The organism is Variovorax sp. PBL-H6 (genome assembly GCF_901827155.1).
In the GTDB taxonomy this organism is placed as follows: Bacteria; Pseudomonadota; Gammaproteobacteria; order Burkholderiales; family Burkholderiaceae_C; genus Variovorax.
The window spans coordinates 5,558,802-5,584,402 of the sequence record NZ_LR594659.1 but is presented as its reverse complement, the minus strand read 5'-3'; the positions used below and the strand labels follow the sequence as shown (position 1 = coordinate 5,584,402).

Here is a 25,601-nt window from a genome sequence, read left to right as displayed (position 1 = left end):
CGGCGCACCGTGTGCACGCCGCCCGAGCCGAGAAGGCCGGGCGGCGTTTCCGTAACCAGAATCCAAAAAAATCGTTGAGGAGACATATCGATGACAGACCGTCCCTGGCTCAGCAGCTACCCGCAAGGCGTACCGGCCGACATCGACGCTTCGCACTACCCCTCGCTGGTTGCGCTCATGGAGGAGAGCTTCTCGAAGTTCGCAGATCGCACGGCCTACAGCTTCATGGGCAAGGACATGGGCTACGGCGAGGTCGACAAGCTGAGCCGCGCCTTCGCCAGCTACCTGCAGGGCCTGGGCCTGGCCAAGGGCGATCGCGTCGCTGTGATGATGCCCAACTGCCTGCAGTACCCCATCGCGGTCTGCGGCATCCTGCGCGCCGGCCTGATCCTGGTGAACGTGAACCCGCTCTACACGCCGCGCGAGCTGGAGCATCAGCTCAAGGACTCGGGCTCCAAGGCGATCGTGATCATGGAGAACTTCGGCCACACGTTGCAGCAGTGCATCGGTGCCACGCCGGTCAAGCACGTGATGCTGAGCGGCATGGGCGACAGGCTCGGCCTGCTCAAGGGCGCGCTGGTCAACTACGTGGTGCGCAACGTCAAGAAGATGGTGCCCGCGTACAGCCTGCCTGGCGCCGTGCGCTTCAACGACGCGCTGGACAAGGGGAAGGGGCGCACGCTGCAGACGGCGGCCATCGGACCCGATGACGTTGCGGTGCTGCAATACACCGGCGGCACCACCGGCGTCTCGAAGGGCGCGGTGCTGCTGCACCGGAACGTGATCGCCAACGTGCTGCAGTCCGAGGCCTGGAACGATCCGGTCATGCAGAAGGTGCCGGCCGGCGAGCAGCCGACCAGCGTGTGCGCGCTGCCGCTCTATCACATCTTCGCCTTCACCGTGAACATGATGCTGTCCATGCGCACTGGCGGCAAGCTGATCCTGATTCCGAATCCGCGAGACATCCCGGCCGTGCTCAAGGAGCTGTCCAAGCACACCTTCCACAGCTTCCCGGCGGTCAACACACTCTTCAATGGGCTGGCCAACCACCCGGACTTCAACACCGTCAACTGGAAGAACCTCAAGGTCTCCGTCGGCGGCGGCATGGCGGTGCAGGGCGCGGTCGCCAAGCTCTGGCTCGAGAAGACCGGCTGCCCGATCTGCGAGGGCTACGGCCTCTCGGAGACCTCGCCGTCTGCCACCTGCAACCCGACCACCAGCACCGCGTACACCGGCACCATCGGCGTGCCGCTGCCGAGCACCTACCTGAAGCTCCTGGACGACGACGGCCAGGAAGTGCCGGCCGGGCAACCCGGCGAGATCGCGATCAAGGGCCCGCAGGTGATGGCCGGCTACTGGCAGCGCCCCGACGAGACGGCCAAGGTCATGACGGCAGACGGCTACTTCAAGTCGGGCGACGTGGGCGTGGTCGACGAGCGTGGATTCTTCAAAATCGTCGATCGCAAGAAGGACATGATCCTGGTCTCCGGCTTCAACGTGTACCCCAACGAGATCGAGGACGTCGTGGCGCAGATCCCGGGCGTGCTCGAGTGCGCGGCCGTAGGCATCGCCGACGAGAAGACCGGAGAGGCGGTCAAGCTGGTGATCGTGAAGAAGAGCCCGGAGCTCACCGAAGCCCAGGTGCGCGAGTTCTGCCGTGCCAACCTCACCGGCTACAAGCAGCCCAGGTTGATCGAGTTCCGCGCCGAGCTGCCGAAGACGCCGGTGGGCAAGATCCTGCGTCGCGAGCTGCGCGACAAGAAATAGCGGAGCATCTCATGGGGGCGCCGGTCGCGATCGTGGCAGCCATGCAGGAGGAGCTCGGAGCGCTGCTCGCCGCCATGCCCGACGAGCAGCGCGTGCGCATCGCCGGCCGCGATTTCTGGGTCGGGCATCTGCAAGGCCAGCCGGTGGTCGCGGTGCTGTCGCGCATCGGCAAGGTCGCCGCGGCCACGACCGCCACCGTGCTGCTCGAACGCTTCGGCGTGCGTGCCATCGTCTTCACCGGCGTGGCCGGCGGACTGGCGCCCGGCGTGCGGGTGGGCGACGTGGTGGTGGCGAGTCGGCTGCTGCAGCACGACCTGGACGCATCGCCGATCTTTCCGCGCTACGAGGTGCCCCTGACCGGGCATGCGCGCTTCGCGACCGACACCGGCATCAGCGATGCGCTGGCGACGGTGGCCGAGCGGCTCCTGGGCGATCCGGTCGAGTTGCTCGGCCAGCAGGTGGTCGACGACTTCGGCCTGCACGCGCCGCGCCTGCACCGCGGCCTGGTGGTGAGCGGCGATCGCTTCATCGCCCGCGCGGCCGACAGCGAGGCGCTGCGCCGTGACCTGCCGGACGCGCTGGCCTGCGAGATGGAAGGCGCCGCGGTGGCGCAGGTCTGCCATGACTACCGCATCCCCTTCGCCGCGGTGCGAACCATCTCGGATCGCGCCGATGATGCGGCGCATGTCGATTTCCTGCGCTTTGTGGCGGCGGTCGCGAGCCGATACAGCCTCGCACTGATGAACGGCTGGCTTGGCACTCTGGCGCGCGCGCCACGGCAGTCGCTGTAGAAGGACCGCATGGAGCGCCGGCGTACCGGCAGTCGACGGCCAAGCCGATCGGCGAATTTGCGGCCCGAGGATGGAACTCGGCGCAATTCGAGGTGACTCATCGGTGCCTCTTGCGCTAGAGCGCATGCCGTACATCCCGACGCGGTGGCGAAGCGCGTTCAAGGAAGAACGGCAATGAACGGAACAAGCACTAACCTGGTTTTCAACCCGCACTTTAGCCCGACACGCTTCGAATCAACGCCTCCTCCGGCCTCGAACGTTGGCGCAGACATTTCCGGGCCCCGCAAAGCGCAGCAATCCGGCGGCACCACTCGACTTCGTGGCATCGTGCTGTCGCGTCGGCACAAGCCGACGCAGCACGACCTTGAACGAAGGGTGAGGCGCATCAAGAAGGGACAGTCAGAGGCCGGCATCACAATTGAGCCGCTTCCCAAAGCCGACACGACAAATGCCGATTTGTGGACGCTGGTCTGTCAAGGTGCGGATTGGCTTTGGCAAAGCGTGCCGGCTGTCAATCTGCTGCCCGTTGTCGGTGCCACCCTCGATGATTCGGCCCAAGGTGCGGGCAAGGCAGAGCCGCTGGGCCAGGGGGGCATCCTGGTGCCGGAGTTCGACTTTAGGGACTACCAATCACCAAGGGAGCAGCAGACCGAGGCGTCTACGCACAAGGATGTGGTGCGTTCGCTCGGAAGACTCGCGGGCAAGGAGAACGTCCATGTCATGCCCAGCACCGGAGCCACACCGTTCATCAGAAATGTGGTCGCCGAAGGACCGTACGAGATGCTCACCTCGGGCATTTCGTCGAGCGACATTCGCTACGGTCCGCTGCGAGACAGCGCAGAGGCCTACTTCAAGAAAGAGGGGATCGAGTACCGGCGCCTTGAGAGCGAAGCCAACCTCGCCAACTGTGCGTTCAGGCCCGATGACGACCTTCTGGTCATGGCCGATGGCGATCGGGCATCCATCATCAGCCCCAAGATGAAGCGAGAGCTGACAAGAGTCTTCGGAAATCCCGCCAATGTGATTCATCTCGAGCTGAACGCAGAGCGCCTCAATTCGCATGGGCAGCTCGCTTGCTATGACTTGGATCTCGCCTTCCACGCGATGACCAATGTCCGCGGTGAGCCCATCGCGCTGGTTTACAAGCCATGCATCAGGGAAAAGGCCTCGCAAGGCAGGATGGGGCGCGAGGATGTCTTGCAAGCGCTTGGCGCGCTGGGCTACAAAGTCATCGAAATCTCGGAAGAGGACCAGAGGAACCTGGTAGCCAACTCCCTTTCGATGGATGACCGTTCAGGCAAGATACTCTTCTCCAGCAAGGCCGCCAGCAAGGGACTGAGAGAACAACTGGAGAAGCATCATGTGACGCCGATCCTGCCGGCAGGTGACAAAGTGCTTGGCCATCCCGCTATCGACCATATCCCGCCCTACGGCCTCCATTGCATCACGGTGAGTCTTCGGCGCCCGAAAGCCAAGACCGCCCCGCAGAAGAAAGAACTGTAGTTACTTGAGCCAGCCGCGCCGGCGGAAGTACCACATCGGCACCAGCGCGCTGGCTGCCATCAATCCCAGAACGTAGGGATAGCCGGCGCTGCCGAGAAAGTGCAGCTCGGGGAACTGCAGGTTCATGCCGTAGATGCTCGCGATCAGCGTCGGTGGCAGCAGGGCCACGCTGGCCACCGAGAAGATCTTGATGGTCTTGTTCTGGTTGATGTTGATGAAGCCGACGGTGGCGTCCATCAGGAAGTTGATCTTGTCGAACAGGAAGGCCGTGTGGTTGTCCAGCGATTCGATGTCGCGCAGGATCTGCCGCGCTTCCTCGAACTGCTCGGCATTGAGCATGCGGCTGCGCATCATGAAGCTCACGGCGCGGCGCGTGTCCATCACGTTGCGGCGGATGCGGCCGTTCAGGTCTTCCTGGCGCGCGATTGCGCCCAGCACCTCGCCGGCAAGCTCGTCGCTCACGTTGCCTTCGAGCACCTTCTTGCCAGCGACTTCCAGCTCGTCGTAGATGTTTTCCAGCGAGTCGGCGGAGTACTCGGCATCGGCGTCGAAGAGCTTGAGCAGCACTTCCTTGGCGTCCTCGATCAGTCCGGGCGCACGGCGCGCGCGCATGCGCAGCAGACGAAACACCGGCACATCTTCGTCATGAATCGAGAACAGCACGCCGCGGCTGCGCAGTTCGGCGTTGTGCTGGTTCAGGATGAAGGCCACGCGCACCGTGCGCGGGTTCTCGTCGTCATCGATCAGGAAGTCGCTGCGCACGTGCAGCTCGCCGTTGTCTTCCTCGTAGAAGCGCGCCGACTCCTCGATGTCCTCGTCCATCGCATCTTCGGGGATGGACAGGCCGTAGTACTGCTTGATCCAGCGCTTCTCCTCCAGCGTGGGCGATTCGAGGTCGACCCAGATGGGCTGGAACTTCGAAAGTTCCTCGAGCGCTTCGATCTCTTCCTGGACGAGACGGCCGTTGGCGAGCGTGAAGATGTTGAGCATGGCTCACTCCCGGGTGGTGTTGTGGCGTTGGCGAGGGGCAGGGGGCGCTTTCAATCCCTGGCCAACGACACATCACGGGGGAGTTGAAAGCTGCCGAGGCGGAACGGTGTCCATTCGAAGTCTCCGGTTGCAGCGAGGCGCGATTATGTCACCGGCCTCTTGCATTTTCCTGCGTGGGTCTGGATGGATATCCAGTAAAGTCGCGCTCGATGTCCAGCGCCGCCATCCCCGTCCCCCTGCGCCAGGAAGAGCGTCTTGCCGCAGTGCTCGCCGAACTGAACGAGGCGCAGAGAGCGGCCGTCGAGCACGGGGCCGAGGAAGCGTCGCCCGACCCGAGGCCGCTGCTCGTGATCGCCGGCGCCGGCTCCGGCAAGACCAGCACGCTGGCGCACCGCGTGGCCCACCTGATCGCGCGCGGCGCCGATCCGCAGCGCATCCTGCTGCTGAGCTTTTCACGCCGCGCCGCGCAAGAGATGGAGCGGCGCGCCGGCCAGGTGCTGGCGAAGGTGCTCGGACTGCGCTCGGAGGCGCCGCCATCCTTGCCCTGGGCCGGCACCTTCCACGGCATTGGCGCCCGGCTGCTGCGCGACCATGCGGCGCAGATCGGCCTGGACGCCAGCTTCACCATCCACGACCGCGGCGATGCCGAGGACCTGATGGGCCTGGTGCGCAGCGACATCGGCCTGGCCTCAATGGAGCGGCGCTTTCCACGCAAGAGCACCTGCCTGGCGATCTACTCGCGCACCGTCAACGGCGGCGCGCCGCTTGCACAGGTTCTGGCCCAGTCCTTCCCCTGGTGCGCCGAATGGGAGGCCGAGCTCAAACGCCTGTTCGGCGCCTACGTCGAGGCCAAGCAGGCCCAGCAGGTGCTCGACTACGACGACCTGCTGCTGTACTGGGCCGAGATGGTGGCCGAGCCCTCGCTTGCGGCGCAGGTGGGCGGGCGCTTCGACCACGTGCTGGTCGACGAGTACCAGGACACCAACCTGCTGCAGTCCGCCATCCTGCGCGCCCTCAAGCCCGACGGCTGCGGCCTCACCGTGGTGGGCGACGATGCCCAGGCGATCTATTCCTTTCGCGGCGCAACGGTGCGCAACATCCTCGACTTTCCGGGCCAGTTCAAGCAGCCGGCGCGAATCGTCACATTGGAGCGCAATTACCGATCGACACAGCCGATCCTCGACGTCTCCAATGCCGTGATCGCAGCGGCAGCCGAGCGCCATGCCAAGACGCTGTGGACCGACAAGCCTTCGATGGGTAGGCCGCAACTCGTGCTGGTCCCCGACGAGGCCCAGCAGGCCCGCTTCGTAGCGGAGCGCGTGCTGGCACACCGCGAAGGCGGGCTGGCCCTCAAGTCGCAGGCAGTCCTGTTCCGCACTTCGAGCCACAGCGCGGCTCTCGAACTCGAGTTGGCGCGGCGCAACATCCCGTTCGTCAAGTACGGCGGCCTCAAGTTTCTGGAGGCCGCACATGTGAAGGATTTGCTGGCGGTCCTGCGTTTCGCGCAGAACCCGCGCGGGCGCATGGCGGGCTTTCGCGTCACCCAGCTGATTCCGGGAATCGGGCCCGCCACCTCGACGCGGCTGCTCGATGCCATGGCCGTGGCGGACGATCCGGCTGCCGTGGTGCAGGCCTTCCAGCCACCCGCCGCCGCGAAGGAGGAGTGGGCGCGCTTCGCTGAGATCTATGTGCAACTGCGTGCCCCCGAACTCGCCTGGCCAGCCGACATGGAGCTCGCGCTGCGCTGGTACCTGCCGCACCTGGAGCGCTTGCATGACGATGCCGGATTGCGCCGTGGCGACATCGAGCAGCTGGCCCGCCTGGCGTCCGGCTATGCCTCGCGCGAGCGCTTCCTGACCGAGCTCACGCTCGATCCGCCCGAGGCCACCAGCGACCGGCCCGGTCCGCCCTTGCTCGACGAGGACTACCTGATCCTCTCCACCATCCATTCGGCGAAAGGGCAGGAGTGGCGCTCCGTGCACGTGCTCAACGTCGTCGACGGCTGCATTCCCGCCGACGTCGCGCAGGGCGCCCAGGAACTGGAGGAGGAGCGGCGCCTGCTCTACGTGGCCATGACGCGTGCGCGCGACCACCTGCACCTGATCGTGCCGCAGCGCTTCTACGTCACCCAGCAGGCAGTGCGCGGGGATCGCCATCTCTACGCCGGCCGCACGCGCTTCATCTCGGCGGCCGAAGCCCGGAGTTTCGAGCAGATCACCTGGCCGCCGGCGCCCGACCCAGCCCCCGCGGTGCCACCGCCGGCGGCGGTCATCGACTTGCGCAAGCGCCTGCGCGCCGCGTGGCGCTGAGCACGGCGCGCGGTCTTTAGAACTACATAATTGATAGCACCGGGGCCTTGACCACAAAGGCCTCGGGGGGTTTGCGCCAAGAGGGATTGCAATTCGATGACAGCATGGGCATAGTGAACCGACGCCGTCTTCTCGTCCTTCCCTTCGTTCCCGTCCCTTCCCCTCCCCCTCTTTTTTTCGCCGGCCAGGCTTCAGTTTCTTGAAGCAAGGCCATTTTCCCAACCGTCAATTCCAGGAGGTCATTCATGAATCTGACGATCAGCGGTCACCACCTCGACGTCACCCCCGCGCTTCGCAGCTACGTCACGAGCAAGCTGGACCGGATCACCCGGCACTTCGACCAGGTGGTCGATGTGAAGGTGATCCTCACGGTGGAAAAGCAGAAGGAAAAAGAAAGGCGCCAGCGGGCCGAATGCAATATTCACGTCAAGGGCAGTGACATGTTCGCCGAATCGAGCCACGCTGATCTCTATGCCGCGGTCGACGAGCTGGTCGACAAGCTCGACCGCCAGGTCGTACGCCACAAGGAGTGCCTGAAGGACCACTACCACGCTGCGCCGAAGCGCGTGATGTAGTGCCTCTTCGGGCAAACACTCTTGCGGGCCGCCTTCGGGCGGCTCTTTGCTTTTTGCGGTGCGGGTGCATAATCGCCCCCGCCCCGCCTCAACATGAACCGACTCGCGTCCATCCTGCCGCCCGCTCAAGTGCTTGTGAGCGTTGACGCCACCAGCAAGAAACGAGCTTTCGAAGAAGCGGGCTTGCTGTTTGAAAACCTGCACGGCCTTGGCCGCGCCCTCATCACCGACAGCCTGTTTGCCCGTGAGCGGCTGGGCTCCACCGGCCTGGGGCATGGCGTGGCCATCCCGCACGGCCGCATCAAGGGCCTGAAGTCCCCGATGGCCGCCGTGTTCCAGCTCGCCAACCCGATCGGCTTCGACGCGCCCGACGAGCAGCCCGTGGTGCTGCTGATCTTCCTTCTGGTGCCCGAAGCGGCGACCCAGAAACATCTGGAAATACTTTCCGAGATCGCCGAGCTCCTGAGCGATGCCGGCCTGCGCGAGCAGATCAAGTCGAGCAACGACGCGGCGCAGCTGCATGCCCTGATCGCAGGATGGCAATCGGCCCAGGTCGCTTGAAGCGCAGCGTCATCTTCCGCCCGGCGTCTGGCGCATGAAGCCGACCGTCATCAGCGCCGATGCGATGTTCGAGGAGTTTCGCGGCTCCTTGCGCTGGGAGTGGCTTGCGGGCCTGGGTGCCTCGGAGCGCCAGTTCGACCCCGGCGTCATCAGCCGGGCCCAATCGGCCGCCGACCTGGTCGGCTACCTCAACTACATCCATCCCTACCGCGTGCAGATCCTCGGCGCGCGCGAAGTGGCCTATCTCATGCGCGGCTCACCCGAGGATTGCGTGCGGCGTATTGCCCGCATCGTGACGCTGGAGCCGCCCATGCTGGTGCTGGCCGATGGCCAGGCAGCGCCGGATCAGCTGCTGTCGATCTGCGAGCGTGCGCAGCTGCCCCTGTTCGCGACCCGTGAATCCTCGGCCTTCGTGATCGACCTGCTGCGCGCCTACCTGTCCAAGCATTTCGCCGAACGCACCTCGATGCACGGCGTGTTCATGGACATCCTCGGCCTCGGCGTGATGATCACGGGCGAGTCGGGCCTGGGCAAGAGCGAGCTGGGCCTGGAGCTGATCTCGCGCGGCAACGGGCTGGTCGCCGACGACGCCGTCGACCTCTACCGCATCAACCAGACCACGCTCGAAGGGCGCTGCCCCGAGCTGCTGCAGAACCTGCTGGAAGTGCGCGGCATCGGCCTGTTGGACATCCGCGCCATCTTCGGCGAGACGGCGGTACGCCGGAAAATGCGGCTCAAGCTGATCGTGCACCTGGTTCGCCGCGACAGCTTCGAGCGCGACTACGAGCGCATGCCCTCGGCGCCGCTGACCCAGGACGTGCTGGGTATCCCCGTGCGCAAGGTGATCATCCAGGTCGTCGCCGGCCGCAACATCGCGGTGCTGGTGGAAGCGGCGGTGCGCAATTCCATCCTCCAGTTGCGTGGCATCGATACCTATGCCGACTTCGTGGCCCGGCACCACAAGGCCATGGAAGGCGCGCGGGACGACGATTAGAGAGGAAGGGCGGGGACCGGTCCTTGGGGCTCGGCCCAGCGCCCGCAGCGGCCCTAGCGCTTGCTCGTGCAGTCGGCACAGAGCCCGTAGAGCGACATGGCGTGGTCCTGCAGGATCCAGCCCTTGTCCTTCGAGATCATCTGCTGGCGGCGCTCGATCTCGGCGTCATAGAACTCTTCCACTTTGCCGCATCCGGTGCAAATCAGGTGGTCGTGGTGCTTGCCCTCGTTGAGCTCGTAGACCGCCTTGCCGCTCTCGAAGTGGCTGCGCTCGAGAATGCCGGCCTGCTCGAACTGCGTGAGCACACGGTAGACGGTCGCCAGGCCGATGTCGGAATGCTCGTTGAGCAACACCCGGAACACGTCTTCGGCCGTCATGTGGCGCTGCCCGCCATTCTGGAAGATCTCGAGTATCTTGAGGCGCGGCAGCGTGGCCTTGAGGCCGGTGTTCTTGAGTTCGTCGATGTTGCCCATGGTCATTCCTGCGCCCGTCCCTCGAGAGGCCCTCGGAGGGCCAGCCGCTACAATGGCTCGATCATATCGCTTGCCCTTCCGGCCCTTTCCCATGCCTGAGTTTTCCCAAGAAAGCCGCCTCTGGCTGCTCGCCGGCGCGGTCGCCGCGACGCTGAGCCTGGGGGCTTGCAGCAGCTTCACCGAGCGCTCGCGCGGTGTCCTCTCTGCGATCACGCCCTACAAGGTCGAAGTGGTGCAGGGCAATTTCGTCTCGAAGGAGCAGGTCGAGCAACTCAAGGCCGGCATGTCTCGCCAACAGGTGCGCGAGATCCTCGGCACTCCGCTGCTGACCGACGTGTTTCACACCAACCGCTGGGACTATGTCTTTACCATCCGGCGTCAGGGCATCGATCCCCAGCAGCGGCGGCTGACGGTGTTCTTCAACGGCGAGGTCCTTGACCGCTTCGAGGGCGATGCGATGCCGAGCGAGCAGGAATTCGTCGCCGCGGTCGACGCCCGCGGGCGTGCCGGCAAGGTGCCGGTGCTGGAAGCCACCGCAGACCAGCTCAAGAAGTTCGAGCCTTCCAAGGACAAGGGCAAGGAGGCTGATGCCGACACCTCGTCCGCATCGCTGCCGCCACTGCCCCCCAGCTATCCGCCGCTTGAAGCGACGCGCTAGTACGCTCGCTCCGCCGGCCGCACTTGCCGGCATTTCCCGAAGGCTCCCCGCGTGACCGATTCCTCTTCCATCACCACTCCGCCGCTGCGCCGCATTGCGATCGCCGGCGCCTCCGGCCGCATGGGGCGCATGCTGATCGAGGCGGTGCGCGAGGCGCAGGACTGCCGCCTGGCCGGCGCGCTCGACGTCGCGGGCAGCCCGGCGATCGGCGGCGACGCCGCCGCTTTCCTCGGCTTCACGAGCGGCGTGCCCATCGTGTCCGACCTGCGCACCGGCCTGCAGGACGCCCAGGTGCTCATCGACTTCACCCGCCCCGAGGGCACGTTGGCGCATCTGGCCGTATGCCGTGAACTGGGCGTGCAGGCCGTGATCGGCACCACCGGATTCAGCGAGGCGCAGAAGGCCGAGATCGCCGCCGCCGCCAGGGACATCGCCATCATGATGGCGCCCAACATGAGCGTGGGCGTCAACGTCACGTTCAAGCTGCTGGAAATGGCGGCCAAGGCCCTGTCCACCGGCTACGACATCGAGATCATCGAGGCCCATCACCGCCACAAGATCGATGCGCCCTCCGGCACCGCACTCAAGATGGGCGAGGTGATCGCCGGCGCACTGGGCCGCGACCTCCAGGAATGCGCGGTCTATGCGCGCGAGGGCATCACCGGCGAGCGCGACCCCTCCAGCATCGGCTTCGCGACCGTTCGCGGCGGCGACATCGTGGGCGACCACACGGTGCTCTTCGCCGGCACCGGCGAGCGCATCGAGATCACCCACAAGTCCGCCAGCCGCGCGACCTACGCGCAGGGCAGCCTGCGGGCGGTGCGCTTCCTGGCCGATCGCAAGAACGGGTTGTTCGACATGTTCGACGTGCTCGGGCTGCGCTGACCTTCGAGGCATGACCGTCCTGGAGCTGCTCACACACGGCGATGCTGTAAGCCGCTCGGTGGCGGCGCTGCTGCTGCTGATGTCGGTTGCCAGCTGGGTCGTGATCCTCTGGAAGGCCTGGCTGCTGCGCGGCGGCACGCGCGACGTGCTTCGCAGCATTGCGGCTTTCTGGCAATCTGCCTCCCTGGGCGACGCCGAGGAGCGGCTGCGAGGCTTCGATCGCGCGGCCCTGGTCTGGCCGGCAGTGAGTGCAGTGCGCCAGCTCGGCGCGCAGCCCGATCCGGCCACGCTCGGCGGCGCGGTCGCCCGCGCCCAGCGCCTCACGCGGGTGCTGCGCGATGCCCTGCACGCCGCCCTGCGGCGGCTGCAGGCCGGGCAGATCCTGCTGGCCACCGTCGGTGCCACTGCGCCGTTTGTCGGGCTGCTGGGCACGGTGTGGGGCATCTATGGCGCTCTGACGGGCATCGCCGGCGGGACTGGCGGCTTCACCATCGACAAGGTGGCCGGCCCGGTGGGCGAGGCGCTCATCATGACTGCGTTCGGCCTCGCAGTGGCCATCCCTGCCGTGCTGGCCTACAACGTGTTCGGCCGGGTGGTCAGCCGCATCGAGGCCGAACTCGAAGGCTTCGCGCACGACCTGCTCGGCGCCCTGGGCGAGGACCCGGCGCGCGAGGCGCCGCTGCCGCCCGCCCGTCCGATGCCCGCCTAGCCCGGGACATTGCCATGGCCTTCGGTCGCACCTCCCTCGGCAGCAGCGCCACCGGCGGGCGCGCGATCGGCGCCGGCGGGCAGCGGCCGCTGTCGGACATCAACGTCACGCCGCTGGTGGACGTGATGCTGGTGCTGCTGGTCATCTTCATCATCACCGCCCCGCTGATGGCCAGCTCGATCAAGCTGGATCTGCCGCGCACCGATGCCGGCCAGCCCGGCGACACACCGAAGTTCGTGAGCCTTTCGGTGGACACGGCCGGCCGGATCTTCCTCAACGACCAGGCGGTGACCGCCGACGAGCTCGCGGCCCGGCTGCAGAAGGCCGCCGCCGACAACCGTGACACCGAGGTCCAGCTGCGCGCCGACCAGGCCGTCCCTTATGGTCGCGTCGTCGAGCTGATGGGCATCGCCAACAAGGCCGGCCTCAGCCGCATCGGCTTCGTGACCGAGGCGCCGCCCCGCAAGCCCTGAGGATCCTCTGCGGAGAGGGTGCCGGGCGGGGCTTCCCACCCTTGATCGAGTCGTGGGGCATTGGCAGCCGCGATAATCCTTGTTCCCCGGCCGTCCGATGCCGGGCTGTTGTTGCTCTTTGCCCAATGAACCCCAGCTACAAACCCAGCGACGTCGAGTCGGCCGCCCAGGCCGCCTGGACAGCAGCCGACGCCTACCGCGTGACCGAGGACGCGCAAAAGAAGAAGTACTACGCCTGCTCGATGCTGCCGTACCCCAGCGGCAAGCTGCACATGGGGCATGTGCGCAACTACACCATCAACGACATGCTCACGCGCTACCTGCGCATGAGCGGCTACAACGTCCTGATGCCGATGGGGTGGGACGCCTTCGGCCTGCCTGCCGAGAACGCGGCCCTCAAGAACGGCGTGCCGCCGGCCAGGTGGACCTACGAGAACATCGGCTACATGAAGGGCCAGCTCCAGGCCATGGGCCTGGCGATCGACTGGAGCCGAGAGATCGCGACCTGCGACCCGAGCTATTACAAGTGGAACCAGTGGCTGTTCCTCAAGATGCTCGACAAGGGCATCGCCTACCGCAAGACCCAGGTGGTCAACTGGGACCCGGTCGACCAGACCGTGCTGGCCAACGAGCAGGTGGTCGACGGCAAGGGCTGGCGTACCGGCGCAACCGTCGAGCGGCGCGAAATCCCCGGCTACTACCTGAAGATCAGCGACTACGCAGAGGAACTGCTCGAACACACCCAGCACAAGCTGCCGGGCTGGCCCGAGCGCGTCAAGCTGATGCAGGAGAACTGGATCGGCAAGAGCGAGGGCGTGCGCTTCGCCTTCCCGCATGACATCAAGGACGAGCGAGGCGAGCTCATCCAGGGCGGCCGCATGTACGTCTTCACGACGCGCGCCGACACCATCATGGGCGTGACCTTCTGCGCCGTCGCGCCCGAGCATCCGCTGGCCCTGCATGCCGCGAATACGAATCCCGAACTCGCCGCCTTCATCGACGAATGCAAGAGCGGCGGCACCACCGAGGCCGAGCTTGCGACCCAGGAGAAGAAGGGCGTGCCGACCGGCCTGCACGTGCGGCATCCGATCACCGACGAACCGGTGCCGGTGTGGGTCGGCAACTACGTGCTGATCGGCTACGGCGATGGCGCCGTGATGGGTGTGCCGGCGCATGACGAGCGTGACTTCGCCTTCGCCAACAAATACGGCATCGAGATCATCCAGGTCGTGCTGGTCGACGACGAGCCCCACTTCGACTACCACCGCTGGCAGGACTGGTACGCCGACAAGGAGCGTGGAGTCACGATCAACTCCGACAACTTCAGCGGCATGTCCCATGCCGAGGCGGTCAAGGCGGTGGCACACGCGCTGGGCCAGAAGGGCCTCGGCGAGATGCAGACCACCTGGCGCCTGCGCGACTGGGGCGTGAGCCGCCAGCGCTACTGGGGGACGCCGATCCCCATCATCCATTGCGAGGAGCACGGCGCCGTGCCGGTGCCCGAGAAGGATCTCCCGGTCGTGCTGCCCACCGACTGCGTGCCGGACGGCTCGGGCAACCCGCTGCACAAGCACGAAGGCTTCCACGCCGGCGTGGTCTGCCCGGTTTGCGGCAAGGCGGCGCGGCGCGAGACCGACACCATGGACACGTTCGTCGACAGCGCCTGGTACTTCATGCGCTATTGCGATCCGAAGAACGACCAGGCCATGGTCGCCGAAGGGGCGCAGTACTGGATGCCGATGGACCAGTACATCGGCGGCATCGAGCACGCGATCCTGCACCTGCTCTACGCACGCTTCTGGACCAAGGTGATGCGCGACCTCGGTCTGGTGAAGGTGGACGAGCCCTTCAGCAAGCTGCTCACGCAGGGCATGGTGCTCAACCACATCTTCTACCGGCGCAGCGAAAAGGGCGGCAAGGAGTACTTCCCGCCCTCCGAGGTGACGCAGGTGCTCGACGCGCAGGGGCGCACTACCGGCGGCACGCTGGCCGACGGCACGAAGGTCGACTACGGCGGCGTCGGCAAGATGGGCAAGAGCGAGCGCAACGGCGTCGACCCGCAAGACTTGATCGAGAAGTACGGCGCCGACACCGCGCGGCTGTACACCATGTTCACCGCGCCGCCCGAGGCCACGCTGGAGTGGAACGATGCCGCGGTGGAAGGCAGCTTCCGTTTCCTGCGCCGGGTCTGGAACTACGGCGTGGCGCTCGGCACCGCGCAAGCGGCCGTGCCCGAGGGCGAGGAGATCGACCTCGCCTCGGTGGACCCGCGCTCGGCCTTCGGCAAGGAGGCCAAGGCACTGCGCTGCGAGATCCACACCGTGCTGCGCCAGATCGACTACGACTACCAGCGCATGCAGTACAACACCGTGGTCTCGGGCGCGATGAAGCTGTTGAACGCGCTGGAGGGCTTCAAGTCCGACGGCAGCCCCGGTGACAGGGCCGCCGCGCGCGAGGGCTTCGGCATCCTGCTGCGCTGCCTCTACCCGGCCACGCCGCACATCACGCATGCGCTGTGGCACGAACTGGGCTATGACAAGTTGCAAGGCACACTGCTCGACGCCCCCTGGCCGGAGGTCGACACGATCGCTCTCGAGCAGGACGAGATCGAGCTGATGCTGCAGGTCAACGGCAAGCTGCGCGGCTCGCTGCGCGTGCCCGCCAATGCGAGCAAGGCGGAGATCGAGAAGATCGCGCTGGCCAGCGAGGCCTTCGCCAAGCATGCCGAAGGCGCCGTTGCCAAGCGCGTGATCGTGGTGCCGGGCCGGCTCGTCAACGTGGTGGTATGAAGGGCAGCATGAACACATCGATCCGGCACGACGGCGGCCTGTCGCGCCGCGCACTCCTCGCGGCGGCGCTCGCTGCGGTGGCGCTCGCCGGCTGCGGCTTCGAATTGCGCAAGGCACCGAACTTCGCCTTCAAGTCACTGGCAGTGCCGGGCACCTCGGCCTTCGTGAACACGCTGCGCCGCCAGTTCCGTGCCGCGGGCAATGTCGAGCTGGTGCCGATCGAGGAGCAGCAGCGCGCCGACGCCGTGCTGGAAGTCCTGTCCGAGTCCCGCGGCAGCGCCGTGCTCTCCACCAACTCGGCCGGCCAGGTGCGCGAGCTGCAGCTGCGCCTCACGATGCGCGTGCGGCTGCGCACGCCCGGCGGCAAGGAGCTGATGGCGCCGACCCAGATCGAGCAGACCCGCGACATCACCTACAACGAAACCGCCGCGCTGGCCAAGGAAAGCGAGACCGAGCTGCTGTACCGCGACATGCAGGCCGACATCGCCCAGCAGACGCTGCGCCGGCTCGCGGCGGTCAAGAGCCTCTGATGCAGCTCGCCGCGGCCCAGCTCGAAGCCCACCTGCAGAAGGCGCTGAAGCCGCTCTACGTCGTTCACGGCGACGAGCCGCTGTTGGCGCAGGAAGCGGCCGACGCGATCCGCGCGGCGGCGCGGCAGCAGGGCTACACCGAGCGCAGCGCGTACACCGTGGCCGGCGCCCACTTCGACTGGAGCTCGGTGCTGGCGGCCGGCGGCTCGCTGAGCCTGTTCGCCGAGCGGCAGATCGTCGAGATTCGCATCCCTTCCGGCAAGCCAGGCAAGGACGGCAGCGCCGCGCTGCAGCAGATCGCCGAAGCCGCAGCGGGCAACGACAGCACCCTCACGCTGGTCCTGCTGCCACGCCTGGACAAGGCCACTCGCACCGGCGCCTGGTTCGCGGCCCTCGAGAACCACGGCGTCAGCCTGCCGGTCGAGACCATCGAGCGCGCCGCGCTGCCGCAGTGGATCGCGCAGCGGCTGGCGCGGCAGGGGCAGCGGGTGAAGGGCGGCGAGGAAGGCCAGCGCACCCTGCAGTTCTTCGCCGACCGGGTCGAAGGCAACCTGCTGGCCGCGCACCAGGAGATCCAGAAGCTCGCACTGCTGTACCCCGCGGGCGAGCTGGGCTGGGAGCAGGTCGAGGCCGCAGTGAACAACGTGGCGCGCTACGACGTCTTCAAGCTCTCCGAGGCGGTGCTGGGCGGCAACCCCCAACGGGTGGCGCGCATGCTCGACGGCCTACGGGCCGAGGGCGAGGCCGAGGTACTGGTGCACTACACGCTGGCTGAGGACATCCGCGCGCTCAAGCGGGTGAAGGACGCCATGTCGGCTGGGCGTCCGTTGCCGATGGCGCTGCGTGAAAACCGCATCTGGGGGCCGCGCGAGCGCGCCTTCGAGCGGGTGCTGCCGCGGCTGGATGAGCGCGCGCTGGCCCGCCTGCTGCGCGCCGCCCATGTGGTGGACGGCATCGTCAAAGGCCTGAAGCAGCCCGATTGGCCGGCCAGCGGCTGGCAGGCGCTGCAGCGGCTCGCACTGATGCTGTGCCGCGCCTGTACCACGCCGGCAAGGGGCTGAAGGCCGCGCGGCGTTGCTCTTTCGGTAATCCGGCGTTTCCATCCGCCGCCCTGTCCCAAGGCCCTCGCATGGGAAAATGCAAGCCATGAACGCCTTCAACGTCAACGAACACATGCAGGGGCTGGGGCTGCAGGCCAAGACGGCCGCCGCCCGGATGGCGAAGGCCCCGGCGGCGACCAAGAATCAGGCCCTCAGGGCGCTGGCGCGCCGCCTGCGCGAGAGTGCCGAAGCCCTGGCACCCGCCAACGCGCGCGACATCGAGCGCGCCCAGGCTGCCGGCCTCTCGGCGCCCATGGTCGATCGCCTCAAGCTCACGCCCAAGACCATCGAGACCGTGGCGCAAGGTTGCGAGCAGCTGGCCGCCATGCCCGATGTGATCGGCGAGGTCATCGGCATGCGGCAGCAGCCCAGCGGCATTCGCGTGGGCCAGATGCGGGTGCCGATCGGCGTCTTCGGCATGATCTACGAGAGCCGACCGAACGTGACCATCGAGGCCGCCAGCCTGGCCATCAAGAGCGGCAACGCGGCGATCCTGCGCGGCGGCTCGGAGGCGATCGAGTCGAACAAGGCGCTGGCCGCGCTGGTGGGCGAGGCGCTCGCCGAAGCCGGCTTGCCGGTGGAGGCGGTGCAGCTGGTGCAGACCACCGACCGCGAGGCGGTGGGCCGGCTGATCGCCATGCCCGAGTTCGTGGACGTGATCATCCCGCGCGGCGGCAAGGGGCTGATCGAACGCATCAGCCGCGAGGCCAAGGTGCCCGTGATCAAGCACCTGGACGGCAACTGCCATGTCTACGTCGACGACACGGCCGAGCTCGACATGGCGGTGCGCATCGTCGACAACGCCAAGACACAGAAGTACAGCCCCTGCAACGCGGCGGAAGGCTTGCTGGTGGCGGCCTCGTTGGCGGAGAGCTTCCTGCCCGAGATCGGTGCCATCTTCGCGGCCAAGGGGGTCGAGATGCGCTGCGATGCCGCCGCCGCTCACATCCTGCGGACAGAGGGTGCGCTGCCGCCGGGCGCCCGCGTGGTCGACGCCGTCGAATCCGACTGGTCGGAGGAGTATCTGGCGGCCGTCATCAGCATCAAGGTGGTGGAGGGGGTCGACGAGGCCATCGCCCACATCAACCGCTATTCCAGCCACCACACCGATGCCATCGTGACCCGTGACCACCTGCATGCCCAGCGTTTCCTGCGCGAGGTGGATTCGGCCAGTGTGATGGTGAACGCCAGCACCCGCTTTGCGGACGGCTTCGAGTTCGGCCTCGGCGCCGAGATCGGCATCAGCACCGACAAGTTCCATGCGCGCGGGCCGGTGGGCATCGAGGGGCTGACCTCGCTCAAATACGTGGTGCTGGGCCAGGGGGAAGTGCGGGGCTGAGCAGGCCGGCATCCGCACGAGAAGGTTTCGGGCGTTGTCGGCATCCGGCGTGTGAGAGGCGGCTTGTCATCCATCCCGGCACCCCCAAATCCTACAATTCCACTCCACCTTTCGTCGCAGAACACCCATAACAAGGCCGCCTCATGGTCCCCCACCTCGTCACTGCCCTGACCGGCCCGATCAACGAACTCGAGCAGCGCATCCTCGACTCCATGCCGGCCATCGAGCGCTGGTTCCGGCTCGAATGGATGGAGCACACGCCGCCGTTCTACAGCTCGGTGGACATCCGCAATGCCGGCTTCAAGTTGGCGCCGGTCGACACCAGTCTTTATCCGCGCGGCTGGAACAACCTCACCGACGACATGCTGCCGCTGGCGGTGCAGGCGGCGCAGGCCGCCATCGAGAAGATCTGCCCCGAGGCCCGCAACCTGCTGGTCATCCCCGAGAACCACTCGAAGAACACCTTCTACCTGGCCAACGTCGCACGCCTGGTGAAAATCTTCCACATGGCCGGCCTCAACGTGCGGGTGGGCTCCATCGACCCGGCCATCAAGTCGCCCAAGAAGATCGAGTTGCCCCACGGCGAGAGCGTGTGCCTGGAGCCGGTGGTGCGCAGCCGGCGGCGCCTGGGGCTCAAGCATTTCGACCCCTGCACCATCCTGCTCAACAACGACCTGTCGGCCGGCACGCCGGGCATCCTGGAAGACCTGCACGAGCAGTACCTGCTGCCGCCGCTGCATGCCGGCTGGTCGGTGCGCCGCAAGAGCAACCATCTCCACAGCTACGAGGAAGTGTCCAAGCGTTTCGGCAAGCTGCTGGGCATCGACCCCTGGCTGATCAACCCCATGTATGCGCGCGCCGGCGGCGTCGACCTGGCGGAGGGCAAGGGCCTCGACGTGCTGACCAGCCATGTCGATGCGCTGCTCACCAAGATCCGGCGCAAGTACAAGGAATACGGCATCAACGAGAAGCCCTTCGTGGTGGTCAAGGCGGACAACGGCGCCGACCCGATGGGCGTGATGACGGTGCGCGACCTCAAGGACCTGGAGGCCTTCAACCGCCGCGCGCGCACCCGCTCGGCCGCTGCCAACGACGAGGTGCGGCTCGCGAGCGACCTGATCGTGCAGGAAGGCGTGCTGACCAACGAGCGCGTCCACAACGGCGTGGCCGAGCCGGTGGTCTACATGATGGACCGGTACGTGGTCGGCGGTTTCTACCGGGTGCACGCGGAGCGCAGCCCGGACGAGAACCTCAATCTCCCGGGCGCCAGCTTCGTGCCGCTGGCTTTCTCGGAGAGTGCGCACTTACCACAGCCAGGCGCCAAGCCGGGCGCGAGCGCGCCCAACCGCTTCTACATGTACGGAGTGATCGGGCGGCTGGCCATGGTCGCGGCCAGCTATGAGATGGAAGCCACCAACCCCGACGCCGAGACGTACGAATGATTTCTTAGTCCCGGCCTTGCGGCAGGTCCGGGTGGCGGCAAAATAGCGACCCCACAGCAACGCAGAAAAATCGAGGGCGGAGGGCGACGCGAAGGCCGCATGAGGTCGACGAGGCGCCAGGGCGTTCATGCACGCCGGACGCCCTCGTTGTGCACCCGATTCCCGTGTCTCCGACCAAATCCTCCTCCGCCGCGCTGATCCTCGCGGCCATCGGCGTCGTCTACGGCGACATCGGCACCAGCGTGCTGTATGCGGTCAAGGAGGTGTTCGGCCACGGCCACGTCCCGTTCACGGTCGAGAACGTCTACGGCATCCTGTCGATGTTCTTCTGGACGCTGACGGTGATCGTCTCCCTCAAGTACGTGGTGCTGGTGCTGCGCGCCGACAACGAGGGCGAGGGCGGCCTGGTCGCGATGCTGGCGCTGGCCTCCCAGGCGGTGGTCGACAAGCCGCGGCTGCGCCAGGTGCTGCTGGTGGTCGGCATCTTCGGCACCTCGCTGTTCTATGGGGACGGGGTCATCACCCCCGCCATCTCCGTGCTGTCGGCGGTGGAGGGCCTGGAGGTGGTGTCGCCGCACTTCAAGCACTACGTGATCCCCATCACGCTGGTCGTGCTGTTCGGCCTTTTCGCAGTGCAGAAGCACGGGACTTCGGGCATCGGCCGCTTCTTCGGGCCGGTCACGCTGGCCTGGTTCGCCGTCATCGCGGTGCTGGGCGTCTCGCAGATCGTCACGCACCCGTCGATCCTCAAGGCCGTCAGCCCGCTATACGCGCTGCGCTTCATGTGGGAAAACCCGGGCACCAGCTTCATCATCCTGGGCGCGACCGTGTTGTGCGTGACGGGGGCCGAGGCGCTCTATGCCGACCTCGGCCATTTCGGCAAGCGGCCGATCCGCATCGCCTGGTTCTCGGTCGTCATGCCCGCGCTCACGCTCAACTACTTCGGCCAGGGCGCGCTGCTGCTGGAGAACCCGGAGGCGGTCAAGAACCCCTTCTTCATGATGGCGCCCGAATGGGCGCTGATCCCGCTGGTGTTGATAGCCACCTCGGCCACGGTGATCGCCTCGCAGGCGCTGATCACCGGGGCCTTCAGCGTCACGCGACAGGTGATCCAGCTCGGCTACCTGCCGCGGCTCAACATCGAGCACACGAGCGTGCGCACCACGGGGCAGATCTACATCCCGTTCGTCAACTGGGGCCTGTTTGCCGCCATCGTGCTGGCGGTGGTCATGTTCCGTTCGTCGAGCAATCTCGCCGCGGCCTACGGCATCGCCGTCACCACCGACATGCTGATCACCACGGTGCTGACCTTCTTCGTGATTCGCTTCGCCTGGAAGTACCCGCTGGCGCTGTGCATCGCGGCCACCGGCGCCTTCTTCGTGGTCGACTTCCTGTTCTTCGCCTCCAACCTGCTGAAGCTGTTCGAAGGCGGCTGGTTCCCGCTGCTGATCGGCGGCTCCATCTTCATGCTGATGCTGACCTGGAAGGAAGGCCGCCGCCTCATGGGCCAGATGCAGATGGCCGAGGCCATCGACCTGCGCAGCTTCCTCGACTCGGTGTTTGTCAGCCCGCCTGCGCGCGTCGAGGGCACCGCGGTGTTCATGACCGCCGAGCCGGGCGTGGTCCCCAATGCGCTGCTGCACAACCTCAAGCACAACAAGGTCATGCACGAGCAGAACCTGTTCGTCACCGTGCGCAACCATGAGGTGCCGTGGATCCCGATGGACAAGCGCATCGAGATGGAGCCGCTCGGCCACCATTGCTGGCAGGTGGTCGTGCACTACGGCTTCAAGAACGACGTCGACCTGCCGCGCGCCCTCGAGCATGCGCGCCTGCGCGGCTGCCAGCTCGAGCCGATGACCACCAGCTACTTCCTCTCGCGCGACGTGGTCATTCCCACGCTCGGCAGCGGCATGGCGCCCTGGCGCGAGAAGCTTTTCGCGCAGATGCACCACAACGCGAGCGGGGCCGCCGGCTTCCTGGGCCTGCCGAACAACGCGGTGGTGGAGCTCGGTTCGAAAATCGAGATCTGACGAGATCCGACGCCTGCCTTCGCCACCATGCGTTTCTTCAAGGATCTGAGCCTCGCGTCTTTCACCGCGGGCTTTGTCGCCGTGCTGGTGGGCTTCACGAGCTCCGTGGCCATCGTGTTCCAGGCGGCGCAGGCCTTCGGTGCCACGCCCGAGATCATCAGCTCATGGATGTGGGCACTCGGACTCGGCATGGGGCTCACCTCGGCGGTCACGTCCGTGTGGTGGCGCAAGCCCGTGATGATCGCCTGGAGCACGCCTGGCGCGGCCGTCCTGGCCGTGGCCGGCTCCGGCTACGGCATGGGTGAGGCGGTCGGAGCCTTCATCGTCTGCGCACTGCTGATCACGGTGGCCGGCGCCACCGGCTGGTTCGAGCGCGTGATGAACCGGATTCCGATGGCGCTGGCCTCGGCGCTGCTGGCCGGTGTGCTGGCGCGCTTCGGGATCGAGGCCTTCCTGGCGGCGCGCACAGCGCTCCCGCTGGTGCTGCTGATGCTCCTGAGCTATCTTGTGTTGCGGCGCCTGCTGCCACGCTACGCAGTGCCGCTGACGCTCCTGGCCGCTGTCGTCTTCGTGGCGGGACGCGGTGAGCTGGCCTGGAGCGCGGTGCATTTCAGTGCGGCGGTGCCGGTGTTCACCCGGCCGGTCTTCAGCTGGCAGGCGGTGGTGAGCCTGGCGCTGCCGCTCTTCGTCGTCACCATGGCCTCGCAGAACCTGCCAGGCGTGGCGGCGATCCGGGCTGCAGGCTATCAACTCCCGATCTCGAAGCTCATCACCATCAGCGGCCTCGCGACGCTGGTGCTTGCGCCCTTCGGCGCCTTCGCCCTCAACCTGAGCGCGATCACCGCGGCGATCTGCATGGGCCGCGAGGCGCACGAAGACCCGGCTCGGCGCTACACCGCGGCCGTGAGCTGCGGCGCCATCTACGTGGTGATCGGGCTGTTCGGTGCGGCGGTGACCGGGCTGCTGACGGCATTCCCGAAGGAACTGGTCGCCGCCATTGCGGGGCTGGCGCTGCTGGGCACGATCGCGAGCGGCCTGGCCGCCGCGGTGCGCGACGAATCGCACCGGGAGGCCGCGCTGATCACTTTCCTGGTCACGCTCTCGGGCCTGACCCTCGCGGGCATCGGCTCGGCCTTCTGGGGCGTGGTGGCCGGCGCGCTCGCGCTCGCAATCCAGCAGCTGGGCCGCAAACCCTCCGCCGGCAGGGACATCGCACCTGGCTGCAAGATCAAGCAAGATCACCGGGCCGCCGCTACCACCGCAGACGGGGCCCGCCCTTCTTCGACCGCCGGAAAGACATCCTGATGCACATCCTCTTCATTGCCGATCCGCTCGAGCACTTCAAGATCTACAAGGACACGACCTTCTCGATGATGCGCGAGGCGCAGCGCCGCGGGCACAAGCTCTCGGCCTGCGTGCCGCAGGACCTCACCTGGCAGCGCGGCCGCCCCGTCACCGCGAAGGTGCGCGAGGTCGTGCTGACCGGCGAGCAGCAGCCCTGGTTTCACGAGAACGCCGTGATCGAGCGCCCGCTGCACGCCTTCGACGTGGTGCTGATGCGCAAGGACCCTCCTTTCGATGCCGAGTACATCTACGCCACCCACCTGCTGGAGCAGGCCGAGCGCGAAGGCGCGCGCGTGATCAACAAGCCGCGAGCCCTGCGTGACCATCCCGAGAAGCTCGCCATCATGGAGTTCGCGGAATACACCACGCCCACGCTCGTGACGCGCGACGCGGCGGCGGTGCGGGCCTTCCATGCCGAGCACCAGGACATCATCCTGAAGCCGCTGGACGGCATGGGCGGCATGGGCATCTTCCGCGTGCGGGCCGATGGGTTGAACCTCGGATCGATCGTCGAGACGCTCAACAAAAACGGTGCGCAGACGATCATGGTGCAGCGCTTCGTGCCTGAGATCACACAGGGCGACAAGCGCATCCTCATCATCGGCGGCCAGCCCGTTCCCTACAGCCTCGCCCGCATCCCGCAAGGCAGCGAGGTGCGAGGGAACCTCGCTGCAGGCGGGAAGGGCGTGGCGCAGCCCTTGACCGACCAGGACCGGCGCATCGCCGAGGCCCTCGGGCCGGTGCTGAACGAACGCGGGCTGCTGCTGATCGGACTCGACGTGATCGGCAACGCGGTGACCGAGATCAACGTGACAAGCCCGACCTGCTTCCAGGAAATCACGGAGCAGACCGGCTTCGACGTGCCGGCAATGTTTATCGACACCCTCGAAGCCGAGCTGCGCTGAGCCTTCAGAGCGGTTGGTTGCCCATGGTGCCGGAGGTTGCCGGGCTCGGCGTCGTTGCCGTCGGGTCGGCGCCGTAGGACGAGGCGGATGCCTGCTCCTGGGGCTTGATCCAGTCGTTCCTCTGCTGCGTGTCGCGGTCCTGCGCCCATCGGTCCGCCTCGGCGTCCCATTCGCCGCTGTCAGACGCGCGCACGGGCTCTTTGGACCCCGCAGCCGCTTCGGAGACCGCGCTTTGCATCTCGCCGAGCTTCTCCTTGCCGGCGCGCTTTGCATCCTCGGCCAGCTGGTCGCTGGTGCCTCCGATCCATTCGTCTTCCTGCCGCGTGCGGGGGGCCGCCGCGGCAAGCACCGCGCCGAGTGCCAGCCCGATCGCGCCCAGCGCCAGCGGCTGCTCGTTGACGAGGTGGTCGTAGCCGGAACGAACTTTCCGGGCGCCCTGCCGCGTTGCTTCGCTGACCTGCGCCGCACGCGCCCGGGCCGCATCGGCCGCCTCCGACAGACCTTGCGAAGTCCGTTGGGCCGCATCGCGCGTCTGGCTCGCAAGTTGGCTCGCCGCATCGCTCACCTTGCCGCTCATTTCGCCGGCACGGCTGCGCAGTCCTTCCATGCCTTCGGCTGCCCGGGAACGCGCATCGGCTGCAGTCGAGCCCACCGCATCACCGAAGGCTCGCCCATCAGCGACGCTGCTGCTCGAGCGCCCGTTGGTCATCATCATCCAGGCCAGTCCGACGCCCACGAGTGCCAGCGGCAGCGGCTGTTCCTTGGCGGCCCGGCCCAGGTTGGAAAGGTATTCGCGGGCGCCGTTGTCGCGCAGGTAGTCGACGCCCTGGTCCATGAGGCGCCGCGGCTCGAGCCTGTGCTCGAGCAGGGTCAATGTCCGATCGAGGTCGGCGCGTGTGCGCTGGATGTCGGCCTGGATCTGTTCAGCACTGCGATCGGTGTGGTTCATACGTGCTCCTTGACCATGTTCGTGTCGCGCCGAAGCGAATCCATGGTGCGACGGGGTGCGAGCTTCTTCATGTCGAGCGCCTTGATGCCGCCCGACACCATGATGAAGCCGATGACGATCACCACCAGCCCGACGATTGCCGGGGCGAGCCACCCCGCAATGTCGGGCGGGAGCAGGGGCGCGAGCGCGTTCACGGCCGCCTGCAGCAGCACGATGAATCCGGCGAAAAGCACCGCGCCCCCGATCGCGATGGCGCCGATGCTCACCGCGGCATGCGTGGTCTTCTCGGACATCTCGGCCTTCGCCAGCTCGACTTCTTCCTGCACCAGGGTCGTGGAGTGGCGCCAGAGTTCGCTGACGAGGCCGCTGACCGATTCGGTATCGCCTGTGCGACGGTAGCGGGTGTCCCGATCCGGAGGAGGAATGTGTGGCCGGTCTGCCGTGGCTGCCTCGGGCCTTGCGAGTGTCTCGTTCATCATGGC

Annotated in this window: 23 protein-coding genes; 19 read left to right on the top strand and 4 right to left on the bottom strand. The window is 66.8% G+C overall.

What is annotated here, in order from left to right:
* The first annotated feature begins 90 nt into the window (after positions 1–90).
* The 3 genes from G3W89_RS26325 (at position 91) to G3W89_RS26315 (ending at position 4,061) form a co-directional block, all read left to right on the top strand.
* The gene (locus tag G3W89_RS26325) at positions 91–1,767 is read left to right on the top strand and encodes a long-chain-fatty-acid--CoA ligase (RefSeq protein WP_162576909.1); all 1,677 of its coding nucleotides are present in this window, start codon (positions 91–93) and stop codon (positions 1,765–1,767) included.
* 11 nt (positions 1,768–1,778) lie between these two features.
* The gene (locus G3W89_RS26320; protein WP_162576908.1) at positions 1,779–2,558 is read left to right on the top strand and encodes a 5'-methylthioadenosine/adenosylhomocysteine nucleosidase; all 780 of its coding nucleotides are present in this window, start codon (positions 1,779–1,781) and stop codon (positions 2,556–2,558) included.
* A gap of 174 nt (positions 2,559–2,732) precedes the next feature.
* Entirely contained in the window at positions 2,733–4,061 is a 1,329-nt protein-coding gene (locus tag G3W89_RS26315; protein ID WP_162576907.1) for an arginine deiminase-related protein, read from the top strand.
* On the opposite strand, the gene corA is transcribed toward G3W89_RS26315, so the two are convergent.
* A complete protein-coding gene (corA, locus tag G3W89_RS26310; RefSeq protein ID WP_162576906.1) occupies positions 4,062–5,051 on the bottom strand; it encodes a magnesium/cobalt transporter CorA in 990 nt (329 codons plus the stop codon).
* A 209-nt stretch (positions 5,052–5,260) separates the two neighbouring features.
* On the opposite strand from corA, the gene G3W89_RS26305 reads away from it, so the two are divergent.
* The 4 genes from G3W89_RS26305 (at position 5,261) to hprK (ending at position 9,490) form a co-directional block, all read left to right on the top strand.
* Positions 5,261–7,360 carry an ATP-dependent helicase gene (locus tag G3W89_RS26305; protein WP_162576905.1) on the top strand — a complete coding sequence of 700 codons (2,100 nt, stop codon included), beginning with the start codon at positions 5,261–5,263 and terminating at the stop codon, positions 7,358–7,360.
* Between the two features lie 245 nt (positions 7,361–7,605).
* On the top strand, positions 7,606–7,935 hold the full coding sequence (gene hpf, locus G3W89_RS26300; protein WP_162576904.1) for a ribosome hibernation-promoting factor, HPF/YfiA family: 330 nt from the start codon (positions 7,606–7,608) through the stop codon (positions 7,933–7,935).
* A gap of 93 nt (positions 7,936–8,028) precedes the next feature.
* A complete protein-coding gene (locus G3W89_RS26295; protein ID WP_068681828.1) occupies positions 8,029–8,496 on the top strand; it encodes a PTS sugar transporter subunit IIA in 468 nt (155 codons plus the stop codon).
* 34 nt (positions 8,497–8,530) lie between these two features.
* Positions 8,531–9,490 (top strand): HPr(Ser) kinase/phosphatase, encoded by a 960-nt coding sequence (gene hprK, locus G3W89_RS26290; RefSeq protein ID WP_162576903.1) that lies wholly within the window; start codon positions 8,531–8,533, stop codon positions 9,488–9,490.
* A 53-nt stretch (positions 9,491–9,543) separates the two neighbouring features.
* Here the strand turns inward: hprK and fur are convergent, their stop codons facing one another.
* On the bottom strand, positions 9,544–9,963 hold the full coding sequence (fur, locus tag G3W89_RS26285) for a ferric iron uptake transcriptional regulator (protein WP_068681825.1): 420 nt from the start codon (positions 9,961–9,963) through the stop codon (positions 9,544–9,546).
* Positions 9,964–10,054: 91 nt separating this feature from the next.
* Here fur and G3W89_RS26280 point away from each other — a divergent pair, with 91 nt between their 5' ends.
* From G3W89_RS26280 to gshB, 12 genes are all read left to right on the top strand, one after another.
* Positions 10,055–10,621 (top strand): outer membrane protein assembly factor BamE, encoded by a 567-nt coding sequence (locus G3W89_RS26280; protein ID WP_162576902.1) that lies wholly within the window; start codon positions 10,055–10,057, stop codon positions 10,619–10,621.
* A gap of 84 nt (positions 10,622–10,705) precedes the next feature.
* Complete coding sequence (dapB, locus tag G3W89_RS26275; RefSeq protein WP_162577661.1) at positions 10,706–11,506, top strand: 4-hydroxy-tetrahydrodipicolinate reductase; 801 nt, start codon at positions 10,706–10,708, stop codon at positions 11,504–11,506.
* Between the two features lie 10 nt (positions 11,507–11,516).
* Entirely contained in the window at positions 11,517–12,215 is a 699-nt protein-coding gene (locus G3W89_RS26270) for a MotA/TolQ/ExbB proton channel family protein (protein ID WP_162576901.1), read from the top strand.
* A gap of 14 nt (positions 12,216–12,229) precedes the next feature.
* The gene (locus tag G3W89_RS26265) at positions 12,230–12,688 is read left to right on the top strand and encodes an ExbD/TolR family protein (protein ID WP_162576900.1); all 459 of its coding nucleotides are present in this window, start codon (positions 12,230–12,232) and stop codon (positions 12,686–12,688) included.
* A gap of 125 nt (positions 12,689–12,813) precedes the next feature.
* Positions 12,814–15,477 (top strand): leucine--tRNA ligase, encoded by a 2,664-nt coding sequence (gene leuS / locus G3W89_RS26260; RefSeq protein WP_162576899.1) that lies wholly within the window; start codon positions 12,814–12,816, stop codon positions 15,475–15,477.
* 8 nt (positions 15,478–15,485) lie between these two features.
* Complete coding sequence (locus G3W89_RS26255) at positions 15,486–16,007, top strand: LPS-assembly lipoprotein LptE (RefSeq protein ID WP_162576898.1); 522 nt, start codon at positions 15,486–15,488, stop codon at positions 16,005–16,007.
* Positions 16,007–17,068 carry a DNA polymerase III subunit delta gene (gene holA / locus G3W89_RS26250; protein ID WP_162576897.1) on the top strand — a complete coding sequence of 354 codons (1,062 nt, stop codon included), beginning with the start codon at positions 16,007–16,009 and terminating at the stop codon, positions 17,066–17,068. The genes G3W89_RS26255 and holA overlap by 1 nt, the downstream gene beginning before the upstream one ends.
* Positions 17,069–17,153: 85 nt before the next feature.
* Positions 17,154–18,446, top strand: a complete 1,293-nt coding sequence (locus G3W89_RS26245; RefSeq protein ID WP_162576896.1) for a glutamate-5-semialdehyde dehydrogenase — start codon at positions 17,154–17,156, stop codon at positions 18,444–18,446.
* A gap of 143 nt (positions 18,447–18,589) precedes the next feature.
* Positions 18,590–19,888: a glutamate--cysteine ligase gene (gene gshA, locus G3W89_RS26240; RefSeq protein WP_162576895.1), complete on the top strand. Its 1,299-nt coding sequence runs from the start codon at positions 18,590–18,592 to the stop codon at positions 19,886–19,888.
* A 164-nt stretch (positions 19,889–20,052) separates the two neighbouring features.
* The gene (locus G3W89_RS26235; RefSeq protein ID WP_162576894.1) at positions 20,053–21,921 is read left to right on the top strand and encodes a potassium transporter Kup; all 1,869 of its coding nucleotides are present in this window, start codon (positions 20,053–20,055) and stop codon (positions 21,919–21,921) included.
* A 27-nt stretch (positions 21,922–21,948) separates the two neighbouring features.
* Entirely contained in the window at positions 21,949–23,226 is a 1,278-nt protein-coding gene (locus tag G3W89_RS26230) for a benzoate/H(+) symporter BenE family transporter (RefSeq protein ID WP_162576893.1), read from the top strand.
* A complete protein-coding gene (gene gshB, locus G3W89_RS26225; protein WP_174258291.1) occupies positions 23,226–24,170 on the top strand; it encodes a glutathione synthase in 945 nt (314 codons plus the stop codon). Before G3W89_RS26230 ends, gshB begins: the two co-directional genes overlap by 1 nt.
* A 4-nt stretch (positions 24,171–24,174) precedes the next feature.
* Here gshB and G3W89_RS26220 read toward each other — a convergent pair whose 3' ends face one another.
* Both G3W89_RS26220 and G3W89_RS26215 read right to left on the bottom strand, forming a co-directional pair.
* Complete coding sequence (locus tag G3W89_RS26220; RefSeq protein WP_162576892.1) at positions 24,175–25,119, bottom strand: DUF3618 domain-containing protein; 945 nt, start codon at positions 25,117–25,119, stop codon at positions 24,175–24,177.
* Complete coding sequence (locus G3W89_RS26215) at positions 25,116–25,595, bottom strand: phage holin family protein (protein WP_162576891.1); 480 nt, start codon at positions 25,593–25,595, stop codon at positions 25,116–25,118. The genes G3W89_RS26220 and G3W89_RS26215 overlap by 4 nt, the downstream gene beginning before the upstream one ends.
* Positions 25,596–25,601 lie beyond the last annotated feature (6 nt).